This window comes from Mycobacterium sp. IDUB_9, assembly GCF_055419505.1.
Map to the genome: position 1 here is coordinate 1,117,908 of NZ_JBVAXU010000002.1, position 20,844 is coordinate 1,138,751.

Consider the following 20,844-nt stretch of genomic DNA (forward strand, 5'->3'; position numbering starts at 1 on the left):
ATGCCGACTCCTAATCCGCACGCCACGGCCGAGCAGGTCGAAGCCGCGATGCACGACAGCAAGCTTGCGCAGGTGCTCTACCACGACTGGGAAGCCGAAACCTACGACGAGAAGTGGTCGATCTCCTACGACCAGCGGTGTATCGACTATGCCCGCGGCCGGTTCGACGCGATCGTGCCCGAGGCACAGCAACGTGAGCTGCCCTACGACCGGGCCCTCGAGCTGGGCTGCGGTACCGGTTTCTTCCTGCTCAACCTGGTCCAGTCCGGGGTGGCGCGGCGCGGTTCGGTCACCGACCTGTCCCCGGGCATGGTCAAGGTGGCGACCCGGAACGGTCAGTCACTCGGCCTGGACATCGACGGACGGGTCGCCGACGCCGAGGGCATCCCGTACGAGGACAACACCTTCGACCTGGTGGTCGGGCACGCGGTGCTGCACCACATTCCAGACGTCGAACTCTCGCTGCGCGAGGTGGTCCGGGTGCTCAAGCCGGGGGGCCGTTTCGTCTTCGCTGGCGAGCCCACCACGGTCGGCAACAAGTACGCGCGTGAGCTGTCCACCTTCACCTGGCACGCCACCACCAACCTGACCAAGCTGCCCTGGCTGAGCGAATGGCGTCGGCCCCAGGACGAACTCGACGAGTCCTCCCGCGCCGCGGCGCTGGAAGCGGTCGTCGACCTGCACACCTTCGACCCGGCCGATCTGGAGCGCATGGCCTCCAATGCCGGTGCCGTCGAAGTTCGTACCGCCAGCGAGGAATTCACCGCGGCGATGCTCGGCTGGCCGGTGCGCACCTTCGAAGCGGCGGTGCCCCCGGGGCGCCTGGGCTGGGGCTGGGCCAAGTTCGCGTTCAACAGCTGGACCACGCTGAGCTGGGTCGACGCCAACGTGTGGCGCCGCGTGGTGCCCAAGGGCTGGTTCTACAACGTGATGGTCACCGGGGTCAAGCCGTCCTAGATTTCGGTTTGGCCCACGTCTCGTATCTGCGCTCCGATGCGGGACGGCAGGCACTGACTCAGGTCGCCGGGATGTCGCTGGCCGGAGCGTCGTTGGTCAGCGATATCGCCTCTGCCCGAGCGCAATTCGGTGACCGCGCGGCGGTGCTTGTGGAGACCGTACAACTGCGCAGACGTGCGCAGGGCAAGTTCAGCGACCCGGACCGGTGGCTGTTCACCGACGACGCGCTGCAACAGGCGACAGCCGCGCCGGTGGCTGCGCACCGGGCCCGCAGGCTGGCCGGGGCCCGGGTTCACGACGCCACCTGTTCGATCGGCACTGAGCTTGTGGCACTGCGTGATTGCGCTGCTCAGCTGGTCGGCAGCGACCTCGATCCGGTGCGGTTGGCAATGGCAGCCAACAATCTTGATGACGGCGGCACCGCTGTTCCACTGTGCCGGGCCGACGCACTGGCGCCGATAACCCGCAACACGGTGGTGATCATTGACCCGGCTCGCCGGTCCGGTGGACGGCGACGCTTCGACCCGCGGGCCTACACCCCGGCGCTCGACGCGGTCCTGGACGTCTACGGTGGCCGGGACCTGGTGGTGAAGTGTGCCCCGGGAATAGATTTCGACGAGCTCACCAAAATGGGGTTCACCGGCGAGATCGAGGTGACCTCGGTGGGCGGCAGCGTGCGGGAGGCATGCCTGTGGTCACCCGGCCTGACCGAACCCGGCGTGCGACGGCGGGCCAGCATGCTCCAAACCTCCGAACAGATCACGGACGCCGAACCCGACGACTGTCCCGTCGCCGAGGCAGGCCGCTGGATTGTCGACCCCGACGGCGCGGTGGTGCGCGCCGGACTGGTGCGCCACTACGCGGCCCGGCACGGCCTGTGGCAGCTCGACCCCGACATCGCCTACCTGTCCGGTGACGAGTTGCCCGCCGGGATGCGCGGTTTCGAGGTCCTGGAACAACTGCAATTTCAGGAACGTCGGCTCAGGTCCGCGCTGGCGGCGCGGTCGGTAGGAGCGCTGGAAATCCTGATCCGTGGCGTGGACATCGACCCCGATGCGCTGCGGACGCGGATGCGGCTGCGCGGTAGCGAACGCCTGGCGGTGGTGATCGCCCGGCTCGGCTCTGGAGCGGCCAGTCGGGCAACGGCATTCATTTGTCGCCCGTCTCGATAACTGACACGTACCCTGAACGAAACACGCCGGTGGATCCACCGGTGTGAGTTGATCGCCTGCGAGGACGACTGACGATGCGAATTTCCCCTGTGACAGCCCTGCTGGCGGCCGGTGCGCTGCTCGGCTGGCTCGGCATGCCCGTGGCGGCTGCACAGTCGGCCTGTGCCGACCTCGGCGGCACCGTCGACGGCGGTCAGATCTGTCAGGTGCACACCGCCAATGCCACCTACACACTGGATTACACGTTCCCGGTCGACTATCCCGATCAGCAGGCCGTCGCCGGTTACCTGATCCAGACCCGTGACGGCTTCGTCAACGTCTCGGGCATGCCCGGCTCACGCGACCAGCCCTACGTCCTGGATGCCAAGGGCACGGCCTACAACTCCGGGACACCACCGCACACCCAGAGTCTGGTGTTCGAGGTGTATCAGAACGTCGGCGGTGCCCACCCACAGACCTGGTACAAGACGTTCAACTACAACGTGGCCACCCGGGCGCCGATCACCTTCGACACCCTGTTCAAGCCGGGAACCAGGCCGCTGGACGTGGTCTTCCCGATTGTGCAGCGCGAATTACAGAAGCAGTCGGGCATCGAACAGGCCATCACGCCGGCCGTCGGCCTGGACCCCACGCACTATCAGAATTTCGCGATCACCGACGACTCGGTGATCTTCTTCTTCGGCCAGGGTGAACTGTTGCCCGAGGCCGCCGGAGCCAGCCAGGCCAACGTCCCGCGGTCCGCCGTGGCGGCGCTGCTGGCCTGAGCGCCGATCAGGCCGGCGCGAACCCGTACACCTGGCCGTCACTGGTGGCGGTGACGATCCGGTGGTCATTCCCGATCGAAACCCCGACCGGCCAGCCGGTGGCCTCAGGTACGGGATAGCTGTTGAGGGTGTGCCCGTCGCCGCTGTCGAAGACCAACAGCGCCTGGCCGTGCCCGCCCTCGCGGGCAACCGTGTAACCCACACCGTCAGCGCGGCTCGACGTGGTCAGCGGTACGACGTCGTCACGGGTCCAGGCCACCTCGCCGTGGTCGCCGGCGTCGCGCACCGCGGTCAGCTTGGCCTCCGGCCCACCACCGGCCACGATCAGCCCGTCCGGTGACACCGACGGCGGGGTCTGGGCCAGATAGTCCAGCGGCACCGACCATTTCGGCGAGCCGTCGGCGGAGTTGAGCGCCCACAGTTTCTGATCGCGGCCATTGACATACACCGTCGAACCGTCGGCCGACAGCACCGGGCTGGCCAGCGGCCCGCGGTCCACCGCGGTGCTCGTCCATTCCTGCGTCAGCGGCGTCTTCCCGCCGGGGTGATAACGCAGTCCCATCAGCACGGGCGCGTCGGTGCCGGGCTGCCACACACTCAGCACCACGAGCCCCGCCTGATGCGAGAACGCCGGTGCGGCCGCCACCGGGCACCGTGACCGGGCCGGCTGGCAGTCGCCGAGACCGCGCTGGGAATCGGTCGGGTCCACGCCGGAGACCAGATCCAGCGGCGTGCCCTCGACCGTGCCGCGATGCGCGTTGAACACGAGCACCTGACCCAGATGGGTGGCCACCAGCAGCTGACCGTCATCGAGAAGCCTGGGCGTGGTCGGCATGCCGATCACCGGCTGACGCCAGCGGATCCACTGTGTCGGCGGGAAGGACAAGATGGTGCCGGGCTGGCCGACATAGACATTGTCGAACCCGTCGAACAGGGGACTGGACCAGCCGCCGCCCAGGACCAATCGCGTACACCAGCGCTGGCGGGCGTTGTTGTCGGCCTCCCACACCATCAACGAACAACCTCCAGCGGTCTGCGCGTTGACGGCCAGACGGTTGTTCGTGCTCAGCGCCACCTGGGCCGCCAGCTCACCCTTGACCGACCGGCTCCATTCCAGCCGGAGAGCCTCGGGACCACGGGACCGGATGAAACTGCTGTTGGCAGCGTCTCCGTATTGCGCTGACCAACCCTGTGCGGCGTGTGCGTCCACCCATGAATCGGTGTTCTCACAACCGGCGAGCAGGCCCGTGAACAGCACCGTGACCGCCAGTACAAGGTATCGCCGGAACACGATGTCCTTTCGTCGCCGAATACGCAGGGCGCTCGTAATTGTGACCCTGGTGAGGGTAACGCGGCCGCGTTGCGGCGCAGGACCCGGAAGCCGTCGAAAGTGCTCGCGTAGGCTGTCCGGCCATGACGACGATGTGGGGTGCCCCGATCCACAAGCGGTGGCGGGGCTCGCGGCTGCGTGATCCGCGCCAGGCGGATTTCCTGACGAAGGCCTCGCTCCGATGGGTGATCGACAATCGCGCGTACACCCCGTGGTATCTGGTGCGGTACTGGCGGCTGCTGAAGTTCAAGCTGGCCAACCCGCACATCATCACCCGCGGCATGGTGTTCCTGGGCAAGGGCGTGGAGATCCAGTGCACCCCGGAACTGGCGCAGATGGAGATCGGCCGCTGGGTGCACATCGGTGACAAGAACACCATCCGCTGCCACGAGGGCTCGCTGCGCATCGGCGACAAGGTGGTGCTCGGCCGCGACAACGTGATCAACACCTACCTCGACATCGAGCTCGGCGACTCCGCGCTGATGGCCGATTGGTGCTACGTGTGCGACTTCGACCACAAGATGGACAACATCGACATGCCCATCAAGGACCAGGGGATCGTCAAGGGCCCGGTGCGGATCGGTCCGGACACCTGGGTCGCCGCGAAGGTCACCATCCTGCGCAACACCTCCGTCGGCCGTGGCTGTGTGCTGGGCGCACATGCCGTGGTCAAAGGGGAGATCCCCGATTTCTCGATCGCCGTGGGGGCGCCGGCCAAGGTGGTCAAGAACCGCAAGCTGGATTGGGAGACGTCGGCCGCCGAGCGCGCCGAACTCGCCGCGGCCCTGGCCGATATCGAGCGCAAGAAGGCCGCCAACAGCCACTGAGGGCGCTTACGCCCCGTTGCACACCCCGGAGTCGCGGATCACGTTCCCGTAGACGTTGGCGGTGGCGATGTTGGCGTTGATCACTCCGGACGGCTGTTGCTGCTGGATCTTGTCGCTGATCTGGGTCAGCTGATACCACAAGTGATAGATCGAATCACCGTTGTACAGCGGTGAATACTCGCTCTGGTCCGGATAATTGGTGATGTAGAGGGTGTGGGCGCGGGGATCCAGGAACGCCGCCGACTGATCGACGTTGGCCTTCACGGCATCGCCCGCGGCCTGCACGCCGGGCGCAGACCAATAGTCGTGACGCTCGCCCAGGAAACTCTGGAAGCCCACGATCTGAGTCATCAGCGTGCCGTACTGGGCGTTGAACCACTGGCAGGACTCCCGCTGCGCGTCGATCTGTTCGGGAGTGACGCGCACCTGCCACAGGTTGTAGGGGAACACCGTGTAGTTCGGCGACCAGTCCGAAGGGTGGGGCACGAACGCGGGCAAGCTCGGCGTGGCGCCGCCCGGTTCAGCGGTGGCCGGTGCGGCGAGGCCGAGTGAGACGGTTGCGCCGACGAGCGCAGCGCAAGTCTTGCGTAGATGTCTGCGGGTCCAGGTCACGGCTCGATTGTGCTTGGTGGACACCGCAGCCGACAGGCGTTCGGCAATTCTTGAACGCGTGCGTCAACCCGTCCAGTCGATGCCGAATCGGTCGCTCAGGGCGGCGCGGCCGGAATCGGTCACGGTCAGCGCACGGTGACGTGGGGTGCGGCGCAGCCACTCGGCGGCCAGGAAATGGTCGAGAAGCGCTCGGCCCAACCCGCCGGCGACGTGGTGACGCTGCTCGGTCCAGTCCACGCAGTACCGCACCACTGGCCTTGGGCCGCTGGGTAATTCGATTCCCAGTTGATGGAGCAGGTCGTGTCCGCCGTCGGTGAGCCGATAGGGCACGTCGTGGCCCGGGCTGCTCAGCCGGTCGGTCCCGCCGGGGTGAAACCAGCCGTCACCGCCGGTGAGTACGCCGCGATCGAGCAGGCTGCCCATGAGCTGCACACCTAGCCGACCGGCGATGTGGTCGTAACAAGTGCGGGCGGAGCGTAGGCGCGCCGCGCGGGTTCCCTCCCGTAGCGAGGTGACCGGGCGGGCCGGCGCCAGCCGGCCGAGCTGCTCGATGAGCGCGCCGACCTCAGGTCCGGCCAGCCGGTAGTAGCGGTGGCGGCCCTGTGTGCGGACCGCGAGCAGGCCGGCATCGGTCAGCTTGGCCAGGTGACTGCTGGCCGTCGGACGGCTGATACCGGCTTCCTCGGCCAGCACACTGGCCGGCAGGGAACGGCCGTCATCGAGCGCCAGCAGCACCTTGCAGCGCGCGGGGTCGGCCAGCAGCGTCGCGACCGCGGCGATGTCCACCTCGGTTGTCGAGGCCAGTTCCTGTGCCTCACGCATGGCATGACTCCTTTCCGGCCGTGGTGTGGTTACCCGTTTCTGCGGGGGCCCGGGTGCGTCGCGTCAGCCGTAGCGCCAGCACCGCGCCCACCAACTGGCACGCGGCGCCCATGAGCAGTGCGGCGCGCACCCCGGCGGCCCCGCCGACGCCCGTCATGGCACTACCCAACACCGCGACGCCGACAGTGATACCCAGCAGACGCGCCAGATTCACCACACCCGAGGCCAGCCCCGCCCGTGCCGGCGGGATCACTTCCATGGCCAGCATCACCGCCGGGCCGGTGTTGAGCGCCAGCCCGGCGCCCGCCAGCACGAATGAGAGTTCCAGCCATTCGATGGCGCCCAGCGGCCCGGCCGCGGCGTAGAGCAGCGACCCCACCGCCATCAACACCAGTCCAGCCGTCATCGGTGGGCGTGGGCCGGTGTGGCGGGCCACCCTGTTGACCACCGGAATCAACACCAGGTAGACGACCGGCATCGGCAGGAACCACATGGCGGTCATCAACGCGCTGTAGCCCCGGAGTTGTTGGAAGGCAAAGCTGTTCACAAGGAGCAGGCCATAGATGCCGAAAGTCATGGTGAAGGTCGCAAGCAGAGCCCCGACCAAGTTGCGACTACCGAACAGGTCCAGCGGCAGCATGGGGTGCGGGTCGCGGTACTGCGAGACCAGGAATGCGACGAACGCGGCCAGGGCCGTTGCCCCGATCGTCACGGTCTGCGGCCAACGCCAATCGTGTCCCTCGACCAGCACCAGCGTCGTCGCCCCGAGCGCCAGGATGGCCAGGCACTGACCCGGAAGGTCGATGCGCGCGGCGCCCGGATCGCGCGAATCGGGCAGATGCGTCGCGCTGGCCGCCAACGCCAGCAGGCCTACCGGCACGTTGACCCAGAAGATCCAACGCCAGCCCACGGTTTCGGTCAGCGCCCCGCCCAGTAGCGGCCCCAGCGCGGTGCTGCTCGCCGCGGCCATCGCCCATGCCGCGGTTGCACGGGCCCGCCCACGCGGGTCCGGAAATGCCGCTGCGGCGATGGCCAGGCCCTGCGGCAGCATCATCGCCGCCCCGATACCCTGAACCGCCCGCGCCACCAGCAACAGGGTCAGTGACTGCGCCACCGCACAAGCGATCGAGGCCCCGACGAACGTCACCAACCCGACCCGCAGCATGCGGCGCCGGCTGAACCGGTCACCGAGGGATCCCGCGGTCAGCAGAAACGCCGAGAACGTCACGTTGTAGGCGTCGATGGTCCATTGCGCACCGGCCACGCCGCCGCCCAGGTCACCGGCGATCGCCGGTAGCGCCAGGTTGACGGCATTCGCGTCGACCAGGCCGATGAACAACCCGAGGTATGCGGCGATCAGCGTTATCGCGGCAGAACGTTTGGGTGCCATACCCGCACGTTAGGTGCGGATTGGTTCGACGCCCGTCGAATCAGCGGTCGGGCAGTGCGTGCTCGACGATCGGCCGGCGCGGGTGCGGTTCCCGCTCGGCACGTTTGGCGGCCAGATACACCTGGCTGGTTTCGGCGGCCACGGTGTGCCAGTCGAAGTCGGAGCTCAGGCGCTCGCGCGCGGCGATCGCCCGGCGCTGCGCTGCTTCGGGATCATCGAGTACGGCGCGGACCGCCGCAGCCAACCCCGCCACATCCCTTGGTGCGAAGGACATTCCGGTCTGGCCGTCGATCACAGCTTCGCCCAGGCCGCCCACATTGGAGGTCACCAGCGGCGTCCCGGTGGCTGCCGCCTCGAGCGCCACGATGCCGAACGGCTCGTAATGGCTGGGCAGCACAGCGGCATCGGCCGCCTGCAGGGCCGCCAGCAAATCCTCGTGGCCGAGCCGTCCGACAAATCGGGTTGCCTTGAGCACCTTGTGCTTTCGCGCCTGCTCGATGAGCCACTGCTGCTGGGTGCCGTCGCCGGCGATGGTCAGCGTGGTGCCCGGATGAGCGCGGCGGATACGGGGTAGCGCCGCGATCGCATCGTGCACACCCTTCTCGTATTCCAGACGGCCAAGGTAGAGCAACTCGGGTGAGCCCGTGCGGGGACGCCGCGGCGCAAACGGCCAGAGATCGGCATCGATCCCGTTGCGGATCACCCTGATCTCGGACAGCTCGGGTCCGAACAGTTCGGTGATCTCATCGCTCATCGACGCCGAACATGTGATCAGCGAATCGGATTCGCGCACCAGCCAGGACTCCACGGCGTGTACCTGGCGGCTGATCGGTCCGGAGACCCATCCGGAGTGCCGCCCAGCCTCGGTGGCGTGGATGGTGGAAACCAGTGGCACATCGAAATATTCGGCCAGGGCGATGGCGGGGTGGGCGACCAGCCAGTCGTGGGCATGCACGATGTCGGGCACCCAGCGGTCACCCGAATAATCTTTGACGGAGAGGCCGGTACGCACCATCGCGTGCCCCATGGCCAGCGTCCAGGCCATCATGTCCGTGCCGAACTCGAACTCGTGTGGGTCCTGCGCGGCGGCTACCACCCGTACGCCCTCACTGACCTCGTCGGTCGAGGGGTGGGTGCTCGGATCGGTGTCGGTGGGCCTGCGGCTGAGGACCACGACGTCGTGGCCGGCTTCGGCCAGCGCGGTGGCCAGGTGATGCACGTGTCGGCCCAGGCCGCCCACGACGACGGGCGGGTACTCCCATGACACCATCAGGATCTTCATGACTGCGTGCCTTCGTACCGGTGCGACCGTGCGCACAATGCTGGGGATTGGCTGGGTGTCGAGCGGCAGACTCGCACGCTCGTGCTGGTGATCATTTTGGCAGACGCCGGGCGTCGAGGGCGCCGAACAGCCCGTCGGCCTTGTTCCAGCCGTCCGCGAGGCGCTCGGCATGGTCGCGTCGGCCCGAGGCCAGCGCATCGGAGATCTCGCGGGTCGCGTGGGCGTGCAGGTGAGCGCGGTACCGAGCGTATTCCGCGGCCGAATCCTTGCTCACCATGAACGGCCAGTCACTGGACACCGTCAACAGGGTCTCCCGCAGGATCTGATCGGCCACCCGGTCGCGCGGGGTTGGTGCACCGACCGAGGCGTGCTGGGTGAGCGCCTTGTCCACGGTGCTCAGGGCGCCGTCGGCCACCTCGCTGTTGAGCGCCACCAGATCGGCCACCTTCTCGCCGTTCCACACTTGCCAGTTCTTGCCCGAACCCCATGAACTGGGCGGCAATTCGACGGGAGCACCGACGAAACCCTGGGCCTTGGCGTCCGCGAGAGTGCCTACTCGCACGCCCGCCTCGGGCAGTGCCCGCAGCACTCGGCCCAGCCACTCCGGGCCCTCGTACCACCAGTGCCCGAACAGCTCGGTGTCGAAAGCGGCCACCACATGGGCCGGGCGGCCGATCCGCTCACTCTCGCTGACCAGGCGGCGGCGGACGACCGCGACGAAGTCGGCGACGTGCTCGTCGATCGCGCGGTCGGCGCGCTGCGGATCGTAGGGCGCCTTCTCCTCGGACGGGACATTGCGACCGGTGACCCGGGACGGCTTGAGCCCGGTGGTGTGGTCGTAGGTGTGGAAGTCCCGGTAGGCGGCGTGACCGGGATAGCCCGACTTGGGCGACCACACGCGGTAGCTGACCTGAAGATCGCGGCCGAAGGCCACCACGTCGGACTCGCCGACGGGCCGGCCCAACGCGGTGTCGCCGTGCAGGGACGGGCCGTCCACCATGAAATGGCCGACACCGGCCGCGGCGTAACCGGTTTCCATGCCGGGCGCGTACGCGCACTCGGGTGCCCAGATGCCGACGGGGGTGTGCCCGAACCGCTGCTGGGCATCGGCCAGGCCTTCGCGCAGCGCGAACTCGCGCAGGCGCGGGTTGAGCAGCGGCTGAAAGGGGTGCGCCAGCGGGCCGCCGAGCAGCTCGATGGTTTCGGCGTCGATCAGCCGGCGCAGTAACCCACTGGCGCCGTGGCGCCAGTGGGTGGTGAACTCCTCGATTGCCGCGCCGGCCTCGGCGTACTCGCGAATTCCGAACTGCCGCAAGCTTTCTGGCTCACGCAGCGTCGTCGCCTCCTGGGCGCGCAGCTGCCAGTTGGCCAGCCAGTGGTGCATCCCCGTGAGGCAGTAGGGGTCATCGAGCTGAGCGGTGACCACCGGCGTCATACCGAGGGTGATCAGGTGGCTGCGATCCTCGGCAGCGAGGCCGCGCAGCACACGCATCAACGGCAGGTACGCCGCGGCCCAGGACTGGTAGAGCCATTCCTCGCCGACCGGCCAGCGGCCGTGATGGGCCAGCCAGGGCAGGTGGGTGTGTAGGACGAGCGTGAACAGTCCCGGAGCCGGATCGCCGGCGACATCGGGCCGGGGAGCCGGATCGCCGGCGACATCGGGCCGGGGAGCCGGATCGCCGGCGGACGGTGTCACGGCCGCACCGCGATCGCCACCAGATCCAGGCTGTCGTCAATGTCGCGCTCGTCGGCCGGGGTGAGGTCGAAGTCGTCGATGCTGACCGCCGCGACGTCGGCGAGCAGTTGCTCGGGCCACGGCGCGTCGGCCACGGCGCGCTGTACCTGCGCCTCGATGATCGAGCCGCCGTGCCGGGCATCGAGCTCCGCGAGTCCGGCGCCGTGAAAGACCCCGAGCATCGACTCGACGGTGAATCCCGCATCGTGCAGCAGCTCGGTCAACTCGGCGCCGTTGAGTTCACGGGTGTGGAACGGGTTGAGCGGAGTGTCCAGGCCCGGGGAGAAGGTGATGCGGTTGGGTGTCGAGACCAGGAATACCCCGCCGGGCCGCAGCACCCGGTAGCACTCTGAGACGAACTGGCCCTGATCCCAAAGATGTTCGATGACCTGGAAGTTGACCACGACGTCGACCGACTGGTCGGCCAGGGGCAGCTCGGCGAGGTTGCCGTGCTTGATGTCCACCCTCGGGTAGCGGGCCCGCACGTGTGCGACCGTCGCCTCGTCGTAATCCAGCGCGACGACGCGACGCGCGACGTCGGCGATCAGGTCGGCGCCGTAGCCCTCACCGCAGCCGGCCTCGAGGACCTCACGATCGGCGCACCGGCCGGCCAATCGCCGATACACCACCTCATGACGACGAAACCAGTAATTCTCCTCGGCCAGGCCGGGGATGGTCCGCTCGCCGGTCAGGGGTAGGGCCCGAGATTCGACGCCGTCCGGGTCGTCCACGATAGTGCTCATTGGAAGGCAGGCTAACCCAGGCTTACCCAGGTTGAAGGGGTCGGTGGCGAATCAACCAACGGTTCCCATACCTCAGGGGTGTGGTAGGGGAGGCCGGAATACAAACTCCGACCAGCTATGGTGTTCCTGCGAACCATCAAAAGTTACCGACCGGTAACATGATGCTAGTTGCCTAGAACGTGATATGAGCCCGGACCACCGGTCTCATCGAGGAGGACGAACCAGAGTCATGACGAACATCGTGGTCCTGATCAAACAGGTCCCAGACACTTGGTCGGAGCGCAAGCTGTCCGACGGCGATTTCACCCTCGACCGCGAGGCTGCCGACGCCGTGCTCGACGAGATCAACGAGCGCGCCGTCGAAGAGGCGCTGTTGATCAAGGAGCGCGACGGCGGCGACAGCACTGTCACCGTGCTGACCGCCGGCCCCGAGCGTGCCACCGAGGCGATCCGCAAGGCGCTGTCCATGGGTGCCGACAAGGCCGTGCACCTCAAGGACGACGGCCTGCACGGCTCCGACGTGATCCAGACGGGTTGGGCACTGGCCCGCGCGCTGGGCACCATCGAGGGCACCGAGCTGGTCATCGCCGGTAACGAGGCCACCGACGGCGTCGGCGGCGCTGTTCCCGCCGTGATCGCCGAGTACCTCGGCCTGCCGCAGCTCACCCACGTGCGCAAGCTGACCGTCGAGGGCGGCAAGGTCACCGCCGAGCGTGAGACCGACGAGGGCGTGTTCAGCCTCGAGGCCGCTCTGCCGGCCGTGGTCAGCGTCAACGAGAAGATCAACGAGCCCCGCTTCCCCTCCTTCAAGGGCATCATGGCCGCGAAGAAGAAGGAAGTCACCGTGCTCACCCTCGCCGAGATCGGCGTGGAAGCCGATGAGGTCGGCGTCGCCAATGCCGGTTCCAAGGTGCTGTCTTCGACCCCGAAGCCGCCGAAGACCGCCGGCGAGAAGGTGACCGACGAAGGCGACGGCGGCACGAAGATCGCCGAGTACCTGGTCGCGCAAAAGCTGATCTAGCAGAAAGACATAACGAGAACTCATGGCTGAAGTACTTGTGCTCGCTGAGCACTCCGAAGGCGCATTGAAGAAGGTCAGCGCCGAGCTCATCACCGCCGCCCGCGTGCTGGGCGAGCCTGCCGCTGTCGTGGTGGGCAAGCCGGGCACCGCGGCCCCGCTGGTCGACGGCCTGAAGGCCGCCGGCGCGGCCAAGATCTACGTCGCCGAGTCTGACGACGCGGAGAGCTACCTGGTAACCCCCGTCGTCGACGTGCTGGCCGGACTGGCCGAGTCGGCTGCCCCCGCCGGTGTGATCGTCGCTGCCACCGCTGACGGCAAGGAAGTTGCCGCCCGCCTGGCCGCGCGTATCGGCTCGGGCCTGCTGATCGACGCGGTCGAGGTCCGCGAAGGCGCAGTCGGTATCCATTCGATCTTCGGTGGTGCCTTCACCGTCGAAGCCCAGGTCACCAGTGACACCCCGGTGATCACCGTGCGCCCGGGTGCCATCGAGGCCGCCCCGGCCGACGGTGCCGGCGAGGTCGTCAACGTCGAGGTCCCGGCCCAGGCCGAGAACGCGACCAAGATCACCAAGCGCGAGCCCGTCGTTGCCGGTGACCGCCCCGAGCTCACCGAGGCCAGTGTCGTGGTCGCCGGTGGCCGTGGTGTCGGCAGCGCCGAGAGCTTCTCGGTCGTCGAGGAGCTGGCCGACTCGCTGGGCGGTGCCGTCGGTGCCTCCCGCGCCGCGGTCGACTCGGGTTACTACCCGGGCCAGTTCCAGGTCGGCCAGACCGGCAAGACCGTGTCGCCGCAGCTGTACATCGCCCTGGGCATCTCCGGCGCGATCCAGCACCGCGCCGGCATGCAGACGTCGAAGACGATCATCGCGGTGAACAAGGACGAGGAAGCTCCGATCTTCGAGATCGCCGACCTCGGCATCGTCGGTGACCTGTTCAAGGTCAGCCCGCAGCTCACCGAGGCCGTCAAGGCCCGCAAGGGTTAATTTCCCTCGCGAACACACACAAAACTGCCCCTTTTCCTCGGAAAAGGGGCAGTTTTGTGTCTGCTGGGCATGTGTGGTGAGCGGGCAGACCACGGACTTTCCAGGGTTTGGATCTCGGCATGCGGTGCCAGTGTTGGTCCTGTCAGCACGACAGAGAAAGGTATTCGCACAATGAAAATCACAGTCATAGGTGCCAGCGGCCAGATCGGTTCGCGGGTAGTGCGGTTGCTCACCGACGCCGGGCACGACGTGGTGGCTGCCTCCCTTTCGTCGGGTGCCAACGTCCTCACCGGTGAAGGTCTTGCAGACGCACTGAGCGGCGCAGAGGCGTTGGTCGACGTGGTCAACTCGCCCTCGTTCGAGGACGGTCCGGTGATGGACTTCTTCACCACGTCCTCGCGCAATCTGGCGGCCGCCGCCAAGGAGGCCGGTGTCGGGCACTACGTCGCGTTGTCGATCGTGGGCGACGACGGCTTGCCGGACAGTGGCTACATGCGGGCCAAGGTCGCCCAGGAGAAGAACATCACCGACTCCGGGCTGCCGTACACGATCGTGCGGGCCACTCAGTTCCAGGAATTCGCCGAGGCCATCACCGCGTCGCTGGTGGTGGGAGACGAGGTACGCGTCCCCGACGCACGGATCCAGCTGATCTCTGTCGACGACGTCGCCGCCGAGGTGGCCAAGGTGGCGCAGGCCGCGCCGCTGGGCGGCATCGTCAACATCGGTGGGCCCGACAAGTTCTCGTTTGCCGACATGGCCCGCGCGGTGCTCGCCCGGCAAGGTGACGACAAGCCCGTCGTGATCGATCCGCAGGCGACGTACTTCGGTACCGCTGTCGACGACAACAGCCTGGTCACCGGCGATGACGGGGTCCTCGGTGAAACCCGTTGGGCCGACTGGATCGCGGTTCGCTGACATGCCGATCTCGGCTGAGCGCGAACAGGCGCTCCACGACGCAATGACCGTGATCGCCACCGCGACACCGCCGTTCATCCCGCCCAATGCCGAGGTGATGACGACGATCATCGAGTGGCCCGCCGGGTCGCCCGGGGCACCGCCACACCGGCATCCGGCCGGACCAGCCTTCGGCTATGTGCTTGAGGGCGAGATGCTCTTCGAATTGGAGGGTGAGGCGCCGCGGGTGGTCAAGGCGGGGGAGGCCTTCTGGGAACCGGGCGGTGACGTCATCCACTACTCGGATGCCAACAATCGCGACGACGTTCCCCTGCGCTTCCTCGTCAACATGCTGTGTGTCCCCGGCCAACCGATGCTCGTCATCGTCGAGGACGACGAACTGGAGGCCCGCAAGGACGGGCGAGTCAGCTGATGGGCGAGTTCGGGGACGTCGTCCGGTCGCGGCGGTCATCGCGGATGTTCTTGCCGGACAAACCCGTTCCGCGAGAACTGCTCGATGAGGCACTCGCCTTGGCGATCCGGGCGCCCTCGAACTCGAACACGCAGCCCTGGCACGTCTTCTTCGCCACCGGAGAGCGGCGCGTCAGATTGGTCGACGCGCTGCTCGCCGCGGTCGAGGCCGCACCGCCGGCGATCGGCTCCGCGGGCCTGCCGCCGCAGTTCGCTCACCGGCGCAGGGAAAGCGGCGCCCTGGTCTACGGAGCGATGGGGATCGCCCGCGACGACGCCGAGGGCCGCTGGGCAGCCCAACTGCGCAATTGGGGGTTCTTCCACGCGCCCGTCGCCGGGGTGGTCTGCATGCATCGCGATTTCACGAACGTCGACGCGCTGGGAGTCGGGATGTTCCTCCAGACTCTGCTGCTGGCGTTGAACGAGCGGGGTATCGGCAGTTGCGTGCAGGTGTCGATTTCGTTCTATCCCGATGTGCTGCGTGAACAACTCGGGATCCCAGAAGACCTGAAGATCCTCTGTGGCCTGTCGATCGGTTACGCCGACCCGGCATTTCCCGCCAACAACCTGGATACACCGCGCAATCCGATCAGTGACAACGTGGTGTTCCTCGACGACTGAGTCGGCGGCACAAAACGTCACCTGGCGCTCACGGACACGTCATGCGGGCGATGCCGTATGGAGACCCGACTGGGCGACCGTGCTGGTTATGAGCACTGCATCTGTACTCATCGCCGCTGATCACACCGACAGCGCGGCGCCCGATGCGCCCCGCTACACCCTCCTGCTTCATCCATTTCGCTCCTCGCGTGCGCGGGCCGCCGACCACGAGCTCATCGAAGCCGCCCAGCGGCTCCGGCACGACGTGTTCACCTCCGAACCTGGATTCGCGCTCAGCGAGAACGTCGACGGACGCTCGGCTGGTCTGGATGCCGACCGGTTCGACGAGCACTGCGACCATCTGCTGGTTCGCGAGGACCGCACCGGTGAGCTGGTGGGTTGCTACCGGATGCTGCCGCCGCCGGGCGCCATCGCCGCGGGCGGGCTGTACACCGCCACCGAGTTCGATGTACGCGGTCTCGACGCGCTACGGCCGTCTCTGGTCGAGATGGGCCGTGCGGTGGTGCGGTCCGATCACCGCAACGGAGCCGTCGTCCTGTTGATGTGGGCGGGCATCCTGGCCTACCTCGACCGCTCGGGATACGACTATGTGACGGGCTGTGTCTCCGTGCCGGTCGCAGGGAACGCCGACGGCCCGCCGGGAACCCAGATCCGCGGGGTCCGTGACTTCGTGCGGCGCCGCCACGCGGCGCCCGCCGAACACACGGTGTACCCGTACCGGCCGGTGGTGCTGGACGGCAGAGACCTCGATGACATCGACCCGCCGTCACGGACCACGGTGCCGCCGCTGATGCGCGGCTACCTGCGCCTCGGTGCGCAGGTGTGTGGGGAACCGGCCCACGACCCCGACTTCGGGGTGGGGGACTTTCCGGCCCTGCTGGACAAACGCCGCGCGGACGTCCGCTATCTCAAGCGCCTCCGCTCGGTCTCGGCGGCAGCCGATATGGCCGACGGGACGGCCGGGGGCGCGTCATGACCACCGCCAGTTGTGAGCATTCCTGGCTGCCCAGGGCATCGTGTGACGGCAGTTGCGTGAATGCCGGTGGCGCCGACGCCGGCCGCCGGCTCGTGGTCTGGATCCGCACCACGGTGCGGGTGGTGATGGCCGTTCTGCTGGCCCCCGGGGTGCCGCTGCTGGCGGTGCCGATGCCGGGCCGCTCCCACGTGCAGCGGTTCTACTGCCGGTTGATGCTGCGTTGCTTCGGAGTCCGAATCGCGTTGTCGGGCGGACCTATTCGCAACCTGCAGGGCGTACTCGTCGTCAGCGGCCACGTGTCATGGCTGGATATCTTCACGATCGGTGCGGTGCTGCCCGGTTCGTTCGTGGCCCGTGCCGACCTGGTGGAGTGGCCCGCGGTGGGCCGGCTGGCCCGGGTGATGAAAGTGATCCCGATCGATCGGGGCAGCCTGCGCCGGCTGCCCGCGGTGGTCAACACCGTCGCCGAGCGGCTCCGCGCCGGGCACACCGTGGTGGCCTTCCCGGAGGGAACCACCTGGTGCGGGCTGGCCTACGGACCGTTCCGGCCGGCGATGTTCCAGGCCGCGATCGACGCCGCCCGGCCGGTGCAGCCGTTGCGCCTGAACTACCGGCACCGAGACGGCCGACCGTCGACCATCCCGTCGTTCGTGGGAGAGGACACGCTGCTTCGGTCGATACGACGGGTGATCACCGCACGTCGCACGGTGTGCCACGTGCATGTCGGGTCGTTGCAGCTGCCCGGAGACGACCGGCGGGCGCTGGCCGGACGCTGCGAGGCGGTGGTGCGCGACCACCAGGAGCTGCCTGGCGCTCCCGCGCACGTCCTGGTGGCCTGAAGGCGGCTGGAGAGCGGGTCGCCTGCCAGCGGCTATCCTGGAGAGGTTATGAGCTCCTCCGCGGGCAGGCCGGTCTATCTCGATCACGCCGCCACCACACCGATGCACCCAGCCGCCGTTGAAGCGATGACGGCTGCGCTGACCAGCGTGGGCAACGCCTCCTCGCTGCACGGTTCGGGGCGCCTGGCCCGGCGCCGGATGGAGGAGGCGCGCGAGACCCTGGCCCGTCTGCTGGGCTGCCGCCCCTCAGAAGTGATCTTCACCGCCGGTGGCACCGAGAGCGACAATCTCGCCGTCAAGGGCATCTACTGGGCCCGCCGCGATGCCGAACCGAAGCGGCGCCGGATCATCACCACCGCCGTCGAGCATCACGCGGTTCTCGATGCCGTGCAGTGGTTGGTCGACCACGAGGACGCCGAGGTGACCTGGCTGCCGGTCGACGCAGAGGGCGTCGTCACACCCGGGTCCCTGCGTTCGGCGCTCGAGGGGGAGGGCGGATCCGGCGGTGCCGGTGAGGTAGCCCTGGTCAGCATCATGTGGGCCAACAACGAGGTCGGCTCGATCATGCCGATCGCCGAGCTGGCCGCCGTCGCGGCCGAGTTCGACATCCCGATGCACAGCGACGCCATCCAGGCTGTCGGCCAGGTCCCCGTCGATTTCGCCGCGACCGGGCTGTCGGCCATGAGCGTCGCGGCGCACAAGTTCGGCGGCCCGATGGGCGTCGGCGCGCTGGTGTTGCGGCGTGACACTGCCTGTGTGCCCCTGCTGCACGGCGGCGGTCAGGAACGCGACGTCCGTTCCGGCACGCCCGATGTGGCCGGCGCAGTGGCGATGGCCGCGGCCGCCGAAGTGGCCATCGGTGGGCTCGCCGAGCACAGTTCCAGAGTCCAGGCGTTGCGGGACAGGTTGATCGACGGTGTGTTGTCCACGATCGAGGACGCCCACCTGAACGGCCCACGGGGAGCCGGCCGGTTGCCTGCCAACACGCACTTCACTTTCCGTGGCTGCGAAGGTGATTCGCTTCTGATGTTGCTCGATGCCAAGGGTGTCGAATGCTCCACCGGCTCGGCGTGTACGGCCGGCGTGGCGCAGCCGTCACACGTCCTGATCGCCATGGGCGCCGACCCGGCCACCGCACGCGGATCACTGCGATTCTCGCTGGGGCACACCAGTACCGACGCCGATGTCGACGCCGTGCTCGAGGTGCTGCCCGCTGCGGTCGAGCGGGCCCGGCAGGCGGCGCTGGCCAGTGCCGGGAGGACGTTCTCATGAGAGTCCTGGTCGCGATGAGCGGGGGCGTGGATTCCTCGGTGGCTGCCGCCCGGATGGTCGACGCCGGTCACGATGTCGTCGGAGTGCACATGGCGCTCTCGTCGGCGCCCGGTACGTTGCGCACCGGATCACGGGGATGCTGCTCCAAGGAAGACGCGGGTGACGCCCGCCGGGTAGCCGATATTCTCGACATCCCGTTCTATGTATGGGATTTCGCCGACCGGTTCAAAGATGACGTGATCGACGACTTCGTCGAGTCCTACGCCCGCGGCGAGACCCCGAACCCCTGTGTGCGGTGCAATGAGCGCATCAAGTTCTCCGCGCTCGCGGCACGGGCGCTCGCGCTCGGTTTCGATGCGGTGGCCACCGGTCACTACGCGCGGCTGGCCGATGGCCGGTTGCGCCGCGCCGTCGACGCCGACAAGGACCAGTCCTACGTGCTGGGTGTGCTGACGGCCGAGCAGCTCGCTCATGCGATCTTCCCGATCGGTGACACGCCCAAGCCCCAGATCCGGGCCGAGGCCGCCGAGCGTGGCCTGGCAGTCGCGAAAAAGCCCGACAGCCATGACATCTGCTTCATCCCGTCGGGGGACACCCAGGCGTTCCTGGGCGCCCGCATCGGCATTCGGCCCGGCGCGGTGCTCGACAACGATGGCACCGTTCTCGCCGAACACGAAGGCGTGCACGGCTTCACGATCGGGCAACGCAAGGGCCTGGGTATCCCGGGACCGGGGGCCGATGGCCGGCCGCGCTACGTCACCGCGATCGACGCCGAGACGGGCACCGTGCGGGTCGGACCCGCCGAGGACCTCGAGGTGCGGGAGCTGTTCGGCGACAAGCCGGTGTTCACCAGTGGCGCCGCGCTGCAGGGGCCGGTGGAATGCCAGATTCAGGTGCGCGCGCATGGCGGCATCACCGACGCGGTGGCTGAGCTGAGCGACGGCAGGTTGGTGGTGTCCCTGCGGGCACCATTGCGTGGGGTGGCGCCCGGCCAGACCATGGTGCTGTACCGCCCCGACGCCGAGGGCGACGAGGTCATCGCCAGCGCGACTATCGCACGCACGTGAGCGTTTTCGCATGAGTGTCTTCGCGACAGCCACCGGGATCGGATCCTGGCCGGGCACCGACCCACGGGCCGCAGCAGAAGTCGTCGTCGGTGAACTGCACACCCTCTCGCATCTCGCGGAGCTGCCCGCCCGCGGGATCGGCGCCGATCTCATCGGGCGCGCCGGGGCGCTGCTGGTCGACATCGGGATCGACACCGTGCCGCGCGGATACCGCATGGCCGCGGGGCGTAGCGCTGCGCGGCGCCGGGCGGCGAGCCTGCTCGGCGAGGACATCGACGCGCTGGAAGAAGCCTGGGAGCGCGCCGGGCTGCGGGGCAGTGGGCGTGCCGTCAAGGTGCAGGCACCCGGCCCCATCACACTCGCATCGCAACTGGAATTGCCCAACGGGCATCGCGCCATCACCGATCACGGTGCGCTGCGGGATCTTTCGGCTTCCCTGGCCGAAGGGCTGGCGATCCACCGGGCCGAGGTGGCGCGGCGGTTGGAGACCCCCGTGGTGGTCCAGCTCGATGAACCGTCGCTGCCTGCCGCGCTGGCCGGCCGGCTGTCCGGGGTCACCAGTTTCACCCCGGTGCATCCGGTGGACGAGCCGTTGGCGATGAACCTGATCGACGCTTGTGTCGCAGCGACCGGCACCGAGGTTGCGCTGCACAGCTGTGCACCCGAACTGCCGTGGAAGGCCCTGTTGCGCAGTGCTGTCCAGGCCGTGTCGATCGACGTTTCGACATTGACGCCCGCGGATCTGGACGGTGTCGGGGAGTTCGTCGACTCGGGACGCACCGTGCTGCTCGGCCTGGTGCCCTCGACGGCGCCCGACGGCGTGCCCTCGGTAGAAGAGGTCGCCAAGAGTGCGGTGGCGCTGACAGACCGACTCGGGTTCGCCCGGGCCGTCCTGCGTGACCGCATCGGCATCACGCCGGCGTGCGGGCTGGCCGGCGCTAACTCGCAGTGGGCGCGCGCCGCGGTGGAACTCGCGCAGAAGGTTGCCGACGCCTTCGCCGAAGATCCGGACGCGATCTAGTAAAAGCAACCAAAAGGTTGCGCTTGGCTGTGCGTGGTCGTAGGCTGAA

21 protein-coding genes are annotated in these 20,844 nt (G+C 68.0%); 14 read left to right on the plus strand and 7 right to left on the minus strand.

Annotation, left to right across the window (positions count from 1 at the left end; all coding sequences use genetic code 11):
• The 3 genes from ACZY08_RS14045 to ACZY08_RS14055 all read left to right on the plus strand — a co-directional run bounded on the left by ACZY08_RS14045 (window position 1) and on the right by ACZY08_RS14055 (window position 2,893).
• Window positions 1-957 carry a class I SAM-dependent methyltransferase gene (locus tag ACZY08_RS14045; protein ID WP_463745251.1) on the plus strand — a complete coding sequence of 319 codons (957 nt, stop codon included), beginning with the start codon at window positions 1-3 and terminating at the stop codon, window positions 955-957.
• The gene (locus tag ACZY08_RS14050; protein WP_463745250.1) at window positions 915-2,129 is read left to right on the plus strand and encodes a THUMP-like domain-containing protein; all 1,215 of its coding nucleotides are present in this window, start codon (window positions 915-917) and stop codon (window positions 2,127-2,129) included. The genes ACZY08_RS14045 and ACZY08_RS14050 overlap by 43 nt, the downstream gene beginning before the upstream one ends.
• A gap of 74 nt (window positions 2,130-2,203) precedes the next feature.
• Entirely contained in the window at window positions 2,204-2,893 is a 690-nt protein-coding gene (locus ACZY08_RS14055) for an esterase (protein WP_463744275.1), read from the plus strand.
• 7 nt (window positions 2,894-2,900) lie between these two features.
• On the opposite strand, the gene ACZY08_RS14060 is transcribed toward ACZY08_RS14055, so the two are convergent.
• Window positions 2,901-4,184: an outer membrane protein assembly factor BamB family protein gene (locus ACZY08_RS14060; protein WP_463744274.1), complete on the minus strand. Its 1,284-nt coding sequence runs from the start codon at window positions 4,182-4,184 to the stop codon at window positions 2,901-2,903.
• Window positions 4,185-4,306: 122 nt separating this feature from the next.
• Between ACZY08_RS14060 and ACZY08_RS14065 the strand changes: the two genes are divergently transcribed.
• Window positions 4,307-5,050, plus strand: coding sequence for an acyltransferase (locus ACZY08_RS14065; RefSeq protein ID WP_463744273.1), 744 nt, complete (start codon window positions 4,307-4,309; stop codon window positions 5,048-5,050).
• A gap of 6 nt (window positions 5,051-5,056) precedes the next feature.
• On the opposite strand, the gene ACZY08_RS14070 is transcribed toward ACZY08_RS14065, so the two are convergent.
• The 6 genes from ACZY08_RS14070 to ACZY08_RS14095 form a co-directional block, all read right to left on the minus strand.
• Window positions 5,057-5,662, minus strand: coding sequence for a hypothetical protein (locus ACZY08_RS14070; protein ID WP_463744272.1), 606 nt, complete (start codon window positions 5,660-5,662; stop codon window positions 5,057-5,059).
• Window positions 5,663-5,725: 63 nt separating this feature from the next.
• Window positions 5,726-6,484: an ArsR/SmtB family transcription factor gene (locus ACZY08_RS14075; protein ID WP_463744271.1), complete on the minus strand. Its 759-nt coding sequence runs from the start codon at window positions 6,482-6,484 to the stop codon at window positions 5,726-5,728.
• The gene (locus ACZY08_RS14080; protein WP_463744270.1) at window positions 6,477-7,874 is read right to left on the minus strand and encodes an MFS transporter; all 1,398 of its coding nucleotides are present in this window, start codon (window positions 7,872-7,874) and stop codon (window positions 6,477-6,479) included. Before ACZY08_RS14080 ends, ACZY08_RS14075 begins: the two co-directional genes overlap by 8 nt.
• 40 nt (window positions 7,875-7,914) lie before the next feature.
• Window positions 7,915-9,156, minus strand: coding sequence for a glycosyltransferase family 4 protein (locus ACZY08_RS14085; RefSeq protein WP_463744269.1), 1,242 nt, complete (start codon window positions 9,154-9,156; stop codon window positions 7,915-7,917).
• A 91-nt stretch (window positions 9,157-9,247) separates the two neighbouring features.
• Complete coding sequence (locus tag ACZY08_RS14090) at window positions 9,248-10,759, minus strand: 1,4-alpha-glucan branching protein domain-containing protein (protein ID WP_463745249.1); 1,512 nt, start codon at window positions 10,757-10,759, stop codon at window positions 9,248-9,250.
• Between the two features lie 89 nt (window positions 10,760-10,848).
• Window positions 10,849-11,634 (minus strand): class I SAM-dependent methyltransferase, encoded by a 786-nt coding sequence (locus ACZY08_RS14095; protein ID WP_463744268.1) that lies wholly within the window; start codon window positions 11,632-11,634, stop codon window positions 10,849-10,851.
• Between the two features lie 229 nt (window positions 11,635-11,863).
• Between ACZY08_RS14095 and ACZY08_RS14100 the strand changes: the two genes are divergently transcribed.
• The 10 genes from ACZY08_RS14100 (at window position 11,864) to ACZY08_RS14145 (ending at window position 20,795) form a co-directional block, all read left to right on the plus strand.
• Window positions 11,864-12,655 carry an electron transfer flavoprotein subunit beta/FixA family protein gene (locus ACZY08_RS14100; RefSeq protein ID WP_463744267.1) on the plus strand — a complete coding sequence of 264 codons (792 nt, stop codon included), beginning with the start codon at window positions 11,864-11,866 and terminating at the stop codon, window positions 12,653-12,655.
• A gap of 22 nt (window positions 12,656-12,677) precedes the next feature.
• The gene (locus ACZY08_RS14105; RefSeq protein WP_463744266.1) at window positions 12,678-13,634 is read left to right on the plus strand and encodes an electron transfer flavoprotein subunit alpha/FixB family protein; all 957 of its coding nucleotides are present in this window, start codon (window positions 12,678-12,680) and stop codon (window positions 13,632-13,634) included.
• A 171-nt stretch (window positions 13,635-13,805) separates the two neighbouring features.
• The gene (locus ACZY08_RS14110) at window positions 13,806-14,549 is read left to right on the plus strand and encodes an SDR family oxidoreductase (RefSeq protein ID WP_463744265.1); all 744 of its coding nucleotides are present in this window, start codon (window positions 13,806-13,808) and stop codon (window positions 14,547-14,549) included.
• A 1-nt stretch (window position 14,550) separates the two neighbouring features.
• Window positions 14,551-14,961 carry a cupin domain-containing protein gene (locus ACZY08_RS14115; RefSeq protein WP_463744264.1) on the plus strand — a complete coding sequence of 137 codons (411 nt, stop codon included), beginning with the start codon at window positions 14,551-14,553 and terminating at the stop codon, window positions 14,959-14,961.
• On the plus strand, window positions 14,961-15,620 hold the full coding sequence (locus tag ACZY08_RS14120; protein WP_463744263.1) for a nitroreductase: 660 nt from the start codon (window positions 14,961-14,963) through the stop codon (window positions 15,618-15,620). Before ACZY08_RS14115 ends, ACZY08_RS14120 begins: the two co-directional genes overlap by 1 nt.
• An 88-nt stretch (window positions 15,621-15,708) precedes the next feature.
• Window positions 15,709-16,596, plus strand: coding sequence for a GNAT family N-acetyltransferase (locus tag ACZY08_RS14125; RefSeq protein WP_463744262.1), 888 nt, complete (start codon window positions 15,709-15,711; stop codon window positions 16,594-16,596).
• Window positions 16,593-17,435, plus strand: a complete 843-nt coding sequence (locus ACZY08_RS14130; RefSeq protein WP_463744261.1) for a lysophospholipid acyltransferase family protein — start codon at window positions 16,593-16,595, stop codon at window positions 17,433-17,435. Before ACZY08_RS14125 ends, ACZY08_RS14130 begins: the two co-directional genes overlap by 4 nt.
• 48 nt (window positions 17,436-17,483) lie before the next feature.
• On the plus strand, window positions 17,484-18,707 hold the full coding sequence (locus ACZY08_RS14135; protein WP_463744260.1) for a cysteine desulfurase family protein: 1,224 nt from the start codon (window positions 17,484-17,486) through the stop codon (window positions 18,705-18,707).
• Window positions 18,704-19,774 (plus strand): tRNA 2-thiouridine(34) synthase MnmA, encoded by a 1,071-nt coding sequence (gene mnmA / locus ACZY08_RS14140; protein ID WP_463744259.1) that lies wholly within the window; start codon window positions 18,704-18,706, stop codon window positions 19,772-19,774. The genes ACZY08_RS14135 and mnmA overlap by 4 nt, the downstream gene beginning before the upstream one ends.
• 10 nt (window positions 19,775-19,784) lie before the next feature.
• Complete coding sequence (locus ACZY08_RS14145) at window positions 19,785-20,795, plus strand: uroporphyrinogen decarboxylase/cobalamine-independent methonine synthase family protein (protein WP_463744258.1); 1,011 nt, start codon at window positions 19,785-19,787, stop codon at window positions 20,793-20,795.
• The last annotated feature ends 49 nt before the right edge of the window (window positions 20,796-20,844 follow it).

Coding starts and splice junctions, on each gene's coding strand:
- ACZY08_RS14045 (WP_463745251.1), top strand. CDS start 1: ATGCCGACTCCTAATCCGCACGCCACGGCCGAGCAGGTCGAAGCCGCG.
- ACZY08_RS14055 (WP_463744275.1), top strand. CDS start 2,204: ATGCGAATTTCCCCTGTGACAGCCCTGCTGGCGGCCGGTGCGCTGCTC.
- ACZY08_RS14065 (WP_463744273.1), top strand. CDS start 4,307: ATGACGACGATGTGGGGTGCCCCGATCCACAAGCGGTGGCGGGGCTCG.
- ACZY08_RS14075 (WP_463744271.1), bottom strand. CDS start 6,484: ATGCGTGAGGCACAGGAACTGGCCTCGACAACCGAGGTGGACATCGCC.
- ACZY08_RS14080 (WP_463744270.1), bottom strand. CDS start 7,874: ATGGCACCCAAACGTTCTGCCGCGATAACGCTGATCGCCGCATACCTC.
- ACZY08_RS14085 (WP_463744269.1), bottom strand. CDS start 9,156: ATGAAGATCCTGATGGTGTCATGGGAGTACCCGCCCGTCGTCGTGGGC.
- ACZY08_RS14095 (WP_463744268.1), bottom strand. CDS start 11,634: ATGAGCACTATCGTGGACGACCCGGACGGCGTCGAATCTCGGGCCCTA.
- ACZY08_RS14100 (WP_463744267.1), top strand. CDS start 11,864: ATGACGAACATCGTGGTCCTGATCAAACAGGTCCCAGACACTTGGTCG.
- ACZY08_RS14105 (WP_463744266.1), top strand. CDS start 12,678: ATGGCTGAAGTACTTGTGCTCGCTGAGCACTCCGAAGGCGCATTGAAG.
- ACZY08_RS14110 (WP_463744265.1), top strand. CDS start 13,806: ATGAAAATCACAGTCATAGGTGCCAGCGGCCAGATCGGTTCGCGGGTA.
- ACZY08_RS14115 (WP_463744264.1), top strand. CDS start 14,551: ATGCCGATCTCGGCTGAGCGCGAACAGGCGCTCCACGACGCAATGACC.
- ACZY08_RS14120 (WP_463744263.1), top strand. CDS start 14,961: ATGGGCGAGTTCGGGGACGTCGTCCGGTCGCGGCGGTCATCGCGGATG.
- ACZY08_RS14125 (WP_463744262.1), top strand. CDS start 15,709: ATGAGCACTGCATCTGTACTCATCGCCGCTGATCACACCGACAGCGCG.
- ACZY08_RS14130 (WP_463744261.1), top strand. CDS start 16,593: ATGACCACCGCCAGTTGTGAGCATTCCTGGCTGCCCAGGGCATCGTGT.
- ACZY08_RS14135 (WP_463744260.1), top strand. CDS start 17,484: ATGAGCTCCTCCGCGGGCAGGCCGGTCTATCTCGATCACGCCGCCACC.
- mnmA (WP_463744259.1), top strand. CDS start 18,704: ATGAGAGTCCTGGTCGCGATGAGCGGGGGCGTGGATTCCTCGGTGGCT.
- ACZY08_RS14145 (WP_463744258.1), top strand. CDS start 19,785: ATGAGTGTCTTCGCGACAGCCACCGGGATCGGATCCTGGCCGGGCACC.